This is a genomic window from Polaromonas sp. (assembly GCF_018780625.1).
Lineage (GTDB): Bacteria > Pseudomonadota > Gammaproteobacteria > Burkholderiales > Burkholderiaceae_C > Polaromonas.
In genome coordinates, this window is the sequence record NZ_JADMJK010000207.1 from 1 (window position 1) to 5,509 (window position 5,509).

5 protein-coding genes are annotated in these 5,509 nt (G+C 65.0%); all 5 read left to right on the forward strand.

Annotated elements, in window-relative coordinates; genetic code table 11:
- The first annotated feature begins 78 nt into the window (after positions 1-78).
- Positions 79-2,367: a xanthine dehydrogenase molybdopterin binding subunit gene (gene xdhB / locus IV091_RS15235; protein ID WP_293470107.1), complete on the forward strand. Its 2,289-nt coding sequence runs from the start codon at positions 79-81 to the stop codon at positions 2,365-2,367.
- A gap of 107 nt (positions 2,368-2,474) precedes the next feature.
- On the forward strand, positions 2,475-3,146 hold the full coding sequence (locus IV091_RS15240) for a metalloregulator ArsR/SmtB family transcription factor (protein WP_293470108.1): 672 nt from the start codon (positions 2,475-2,477) through the stop codon (positions 3,144-3,146).
- Positions 3,147-3,191: 45 nt separating this feature from the next.
- Positions 3,192-3,542: a DsrE family protein gene (locus IV091_RS15245; RefSeq protein WP_293470109.1), complete on the forward strand. Its 351-nt coding sequence runs from the start codon at positions 3,192-3,194 to the stop codon at positions 3,540-3,542.
- 9 nt (positions 3,543-3,551) lie between these two features.
- Entirely contained in the window at positions 3,552-4,283 is a 732-nt protein-coding gene (locus IV091_RS15250) for an MBL fold metallo-hydrolase (protein ID WP_293470110.1), read from the forward strand.
- Between the two features lie 52 nt (positions 4,284-4,335).
- Positions 4,336-5,388: a YeeE/YedE family protein gene (locus tag IV091_RS15255; RefSeq protein ID WP_293470111.1), complete on the forward strand. Its 1,053-nt coding sequence runs from the start codon at positions 4,336-4,338 to the stop codon at positions 5,386-5,388.
- Positions 5,389-5,509 lie beyond the last annotated feature (121 nt).

The following is a 5,509-nucleotide window of genomic DNA, read 5'->3' on the forward strand; positions in this document are numbered from 1 at the left end:
CCTGCTGCAGCGTTACTGGCTTGAAAGCCAGGGCCTGCAGCAGATCAACCTCGAAGCCTTCACGCTGGAGGACGCGGCATGAACGCCACCAGCAGCCCGGCGGCAGGCCGTTCAGCCTTTCACGAAAGCGCACGCGCCCAGGTGGCGGGCGCTGCGACCTATGTCGACGACATCCCGGAAATCCGGGGCACGCTGTATGCCGCACCGATTCTTTCGACCGTGGCGCATGGCCGGCTGCGGGGCGTGGACACGGCGGCGGCGCTGGCCCTGCCCGGCGTGCGCGCGGTGATTCTGGCCGGCGACATTCCGGGCGATCCGCTGCTGGGCAATTTTGCGCACGACGAGCCGGTGTTTGCGACGGATACGGTGCAGCATGTGGGCCAGGTGATAGGCGTGGTGGTGGCCGACTCGGTGATGCAGGCGCGCCGCGCCGCGCGCCAGGTGGTCTGCCGCATCGACGCACTGACCGCCATCCTGGACGTGCGGCAGGCGCTCAAGGCCGAAAGCTATGTGCTGCCGCCGGTGTTTGTGCAGCGCGGGGACGCTACCCAGGCGCTCCAGCATGCCGTGCACACGCTGCAGGGCCAACTGGACGTCGGCGGACAGGAACATTTCTACCTCGAAGGCCAAGTGGCCTACGTGCTGCCGCAGGAGCAGCACCAGTGGCTAATTTATTCCAGCACCCAGCACCCCGGCGAGGTGCAGCACTGGGTGGCGCACGCGCTGGGCATTGACCAGCATGCGGTGCGCGTCGAATGCCGGCGCATGGGCGGCGGCTTTGGCGGCAAGGAAACGCAGGCCGGCCACCTCGCGGTGTGGGCCGCCATCGCGGCGCGCAAGCTCCAGTGCCCGGTCAAGCTGCGGCTGGACCGGGACGACGACTTCCTGATCACCGGCAAGCGCCACCCGTTTGCCTACGACTACCGCGTGGGCTTTGACGACAGCGGCCGCATCACCGGCCTGCAGCTGACGATGGCGGTGAACTGCGGCTTCAGCGCCGACCTGTCTGGCCCGGTGGCCGACCGCGCGATTTTTCATGTGGACAACGCCTACTTTCTGGAGGACGTGGCGATCGCGTCCTACCGCTGCAAGACCAACACCCAGAGCCACACCGCGTTTCGCGGCTTTGGCGGGCCGCAGGGCATGATCGTGATGGAGTCGATCCTGGGCGACGTGGCGCGCCAGCTGGGCCTGGACCCGCTGGCGGTGCGCAGGCGCAATCTCTACGGCATCCACGAGCGCAACACCACCCATTACGGCATGACGGTCGAGGACAACATCCTGGAACCCTTGCTATCGAAGCTGGAGCAAACTTCGTCCTATGCAAAGCGCAAACAGGCTATTTCGGCATGGAACGCGGGCAGCCCGGTGATCCAGCGCGGCATCGCCCTGACGCCGGTCAAGTTCGGCATTTCGTTCACCGCCACGCTGTTCAACCAGGCCGGCGCGCTGGTGCATGTGTATACCGACGGCAGCGTGCAGGTCAACCACGGCGGCACCGAAATGGGCCAGGGCCTGAACACCAAGGTCTGCCAGATCGTGGCCGACGAACTCGGCGTGGCACTAAGCCAGGTGCTGGCCACCGCCGCCGACACCAGCAAGGTCCCGAACGCCTCGGCCACCGCCGCGTCGGCCGGCACCGACCTGAACGCCCGCGCCGCGCAGTACGCCGCGCGCAACGTGCGCGGCAACCTGGCGCAGTTTGTGGCCGGGCTGGACGGCTGCGGCGCCGGTGCCGTTTCCTTCAGCGGCGGCCAGGTCATCACGCCCGCCGCCAGCCGGCACTTTGCCGACGTGGTTCGCCAGGCCCACGCCAACCGCATCCAGCTCTGGAGCGACGGCTTTTACCGCACGCCCAAGATCCATTACGACAAGGCCACGCTGACGGGCCGGCCGTTTTACTACTTTGCCTACGGCGCAGCCTGCACCGAAGTGGCGATTGACACGCTGACCGGCGAGAGCCGCGTCTTGCGCGTCGACATCCTGCATGACGTGGGCACCAGCATCAACCCGGCCATTGACAGGGGCCAGATCGAGGGCGGTTTTGTGCAGGGCATGGGCTGGCTGACCACCGAGCAGCTGGTGTGGGCGGGCAACGGCCAGCTCAGCACCCACGCGCCCAGCACCTACAAGATTCCCGCCACCGGCGACATTCCCGCGCACTTCAAGGTCGACTTCTGGCCCGAAGCGAATCGCGAAGACAACGTGTTTGGCAGCAAGGCGGTCGGCGAGCCGCCGTTCATGCTGGCGATCAGCGTGTATGAAGCCTTCAAGGACGCGATTGCCGCCGCGCGCGGAGACGGCACGCCGGTCAGGCTGACGGCACCAGCCACGGCTGAGAACGTGCTGAAGGCATTGAAGGCCTGATCGCCTGATGACCTGAAGCGAGGTCGGCGACATCACGGCGGGCCGATCCAGTGCGCGCCGGCGCAAATAGTCGAAAATGTTATTCGTTTAATCGTTAGAATGTTTGCATGGATAAAAGATCACTGAAAGACCTTCTTTACGAGCAGGTCGCCCGCATCGGCAAGGCCGTTTCAAGCCCGAAACGACTGGAATTGCTGGAGTTGCTCGCGCAGGGTGACAAAACCGTTGAAGTTCTGGCGGACGAGCTGTCCATCGACATCAAGCTGGCCAGCGCCCATCTCAAGGGACTTCGCGAAGCCCGTCTGGTGCAGAGCCGGCGCGACGGCAAGTACATGGTCTACCGGCTCAGCGGCCCGGACGTTGCCAATCTGTGGGTCACGCTGCGCCTGGTGGCCGAAGAACACCTGGTCGAGCTGCAGATGGCGCTGCAGCGCATGGTGGCCGCACCCGACAAGCTGGCGCAGGTGGGCCGCTCTGCACTGCTTGAACAGGCGCGGCGCGGCGAAGTCATCGTGATCGATGTGCGGCCCCAGGAGGAATACCAGGTGGCGCACCTGCCTTATGCGCGCTCCATGCCCATGCCCGAACTTGAGCGTCGCCTGGCCGAACTGCCGATCGGTCAGGACATCGTGGCCTACTGCCGCGGGCCGTTTTGCATGATGTCGGATGAGGCCCTGAAGCTGCTTTCCGGCAAGGGCTACCGGGTGCGCAAAATTCTTGACGGCGTTGCCGAATGGCAGGCCGCCGGCATGCCGCTTGATCGGCCGCTCGAGTCCTGATCAAAGCAACGTTCCACCCACAGATTCAACCCGGAGGATATTGTCGTGACTTCCACCCTTTTCATACTCAATGAAGCCCCCTACGGCCATGAGCGCGCCTACAACGGCCTGCGGCTGGCCAGTGCGCTGGCCGGCAAGGAAGGGCAGCAGGTGCGTCTGTTCCTGCTGGCCGACGCCGTTGGCTGCGCCAAGGCCGGCCAGAAGGTACCGCCGGGTTATTACAACATCGAACTCATGCTGGGCAAGGTCGCCCGACAAGGTGAGGTGGGCCTGTGCGGGACCTGCATGGATGCGCGTGGCCTGACGGACACCGAGTTGACCGAGGGGGCCAGGCGTTCGACGCTTGCCCAGCTGGCCGACTGGACCGCCGAAGCCGACAAAGTAATCGTTTTCTAGGGAGAAGCAATGTTTTTCAAGCAATTGGCGACAAAGGAAGCCTCGCTGTCCTATTTTTTCGGCTGTGCCGGCTACGCCAAGGCGATTGCGGTCGATGTCGTGGCGGGTGACGAGGAATGGTTTGTCGAAGAAGCGCGCAAGGCCGGGGTGACCATCACCCACGTGATCGACACCCACCTCCATGCCGACCATTACTCGGGCGGGCGCAAACTGGCCGGGATGGTCGGTGCGCCCTATTGCCTGCATGAATCCGACCGCGCTGTCGCAGGCTTTCAGTTCGAGCCGCTGCGCGATGGCCAGCGGCTTGACCTGGGCAACGTCCAGGTCGATGTGCTCCATACACCGGGGCATACGGCCGACAGCGTTTGCCTGCTGGTTTCCGATTTGCGCCGGGGCGAAACGCCCTGGTTCGTCGTGACGGGCGACACGCTGTTTGTCGGCGCCGTTGGCCGGCCCGACCTGGCGGGCAAGGAAAAGGAGATGGCGGGCCAGCTGTACGACACGCTGCACGGCAAGCTGCTGCCGCTGCCGAGCGAGGTCGAGATCTTCCCGGGCCATCAGGCGGGCAGCGCGTGTGGTGCCGGCATTTCGGGCAAACCGTCCTCGACCATTGGTTTTGAGAAGCGCTGGAACCCCGCCCTGTCGATGTCCCGCGCCGACTTTATCGACGACCTCACGCGCGAGATTGCGCCGCGTCCGGCTGACATGGACCGCATCGTGGCAGCGAATCTCGCGGCCTGATGAGCACGCGTGCGCAGGCAGAAAAATACTGAAAAACTGAACGGAGACAGACATGGATGCAGGTGGATTGAATATCCCGGTTTGGGGTGGCCTGGTGCTGGGCGTGTTGCTCGGCATCGTTTTGCAGCGCAGTGGTTTTTGCGCACGCGCGGCATTGGCCAACGCTTTCGAAGGCAAGGACAAGGCCAGGCTGCGTGCTTTCTTGCTGGCGATGGCCGTGGCACTGGCAGGCACACAACTGCTATCCGGGCTGGGCTGGGTGGATTTGAGCGGCACGCCGTATCTGCGCGCCAGCGTGCCGCTGGTGGGCCTGGTGATTGGCGGCGTGGTGTTTGGCGCCGGGATGATGCTGGCCGGGGGCTGCCCGAGCCGGATCATGGTGCGCGCAGCAGAGGGGCAAGGCGGCGCCCTGCTGACCTGGCTGGTTTTCGTGCTGGCCATCATGGCCAGCCTGGAAGGCGCGCTGGCTCCGTTGCGGGAGATCGCCAGCGGACCGGCCATGACCTTGCCCGCCAGGACACTGCCTGCCTTGCTCGGCGGTGTGCCCGCCTGGACGGTGACAGCGGGACTGGTCGCGCTGATCGGTGCGTTCCTGCTGCTGGCGCCGCGCCAATCCGAATGGTGGGGATGGAAACTTCCGCTGTCGGGCATGCTGGTAGGTGGTCTGGTGGCGGCCAGCTGGTATGTGAGCATTGCGGGTAGCAGCGAATTCGACACGCCCGTGACCTCGGCGCTGGCCTTTGTCGCGCCGGCGCAGGATTTGATGCGCTACCTCACCATGGAGCGGCTGGGGTTCCCCCTGAAGTTCGGCTCCACGGCGGTGCTGGGCGTGTTTCTCGGCGCTTTGCTGAGCGTTGTCGTGGCACGCCGTTTCCACTGGGTCATGCCCACCGGGGCGCAGATGCTGCGCAATATGGCGGGCGGCGTGATGATGGCCTGGGGCGGCATTCTGGCGATGGGCTGCACCATAGGACAGGGCATGGCGGGTGTCGCCACCCTGTCGGTATCGAGTTTCATTGCAGTGGCCAGCATGGTGCTGGGGGCCTGGATGGCGCACCGGGTGCTTGCCATGGCGACGCGCGCCAATCCGGCCGCCAGCGTCTGAGCGTTCAGGACAAACAACATGCATGAATTCAGCAAAGCCCGCCATGGGCACCAGCACTCTCCAGATTACCTGCACGGCATTCGCCACAACCTGGCCCAGTTTGTCTACCAGTTGCTGCAGG

Bases quoted from the DNA above. Each gene is read 5' to 3' on its own strand.
- xdhB (WP_293470107.1), top strand. From the start codon at position 79: ATGAACGCCACCAGCAGCCCGGCGGCAGGCCGTTCAGCCTTTCACGAA.
- IV091_RS15240 (WP_293470108.1), top strand. From the start codon at position 2,475: ATGGATAAAAGATCACTGAAAGACCTTCTTTACGAGCAGGTCGCCCGC.
- IV091_RS15250 (WP_293470110.1), top strand. From the start codon at position 3,552: ATGTTTTTCAAGCAATTGGCGACAAAGGAAGCCTCGCTGTCCTATTTT.
- IV091_RS15255 (WP_293470111.1), top strand. From the start codon at position 4,336: ATGGATGCAGGTGGATTGAATATCCCGGTTTGGGGTGGCCTGGTGCTG.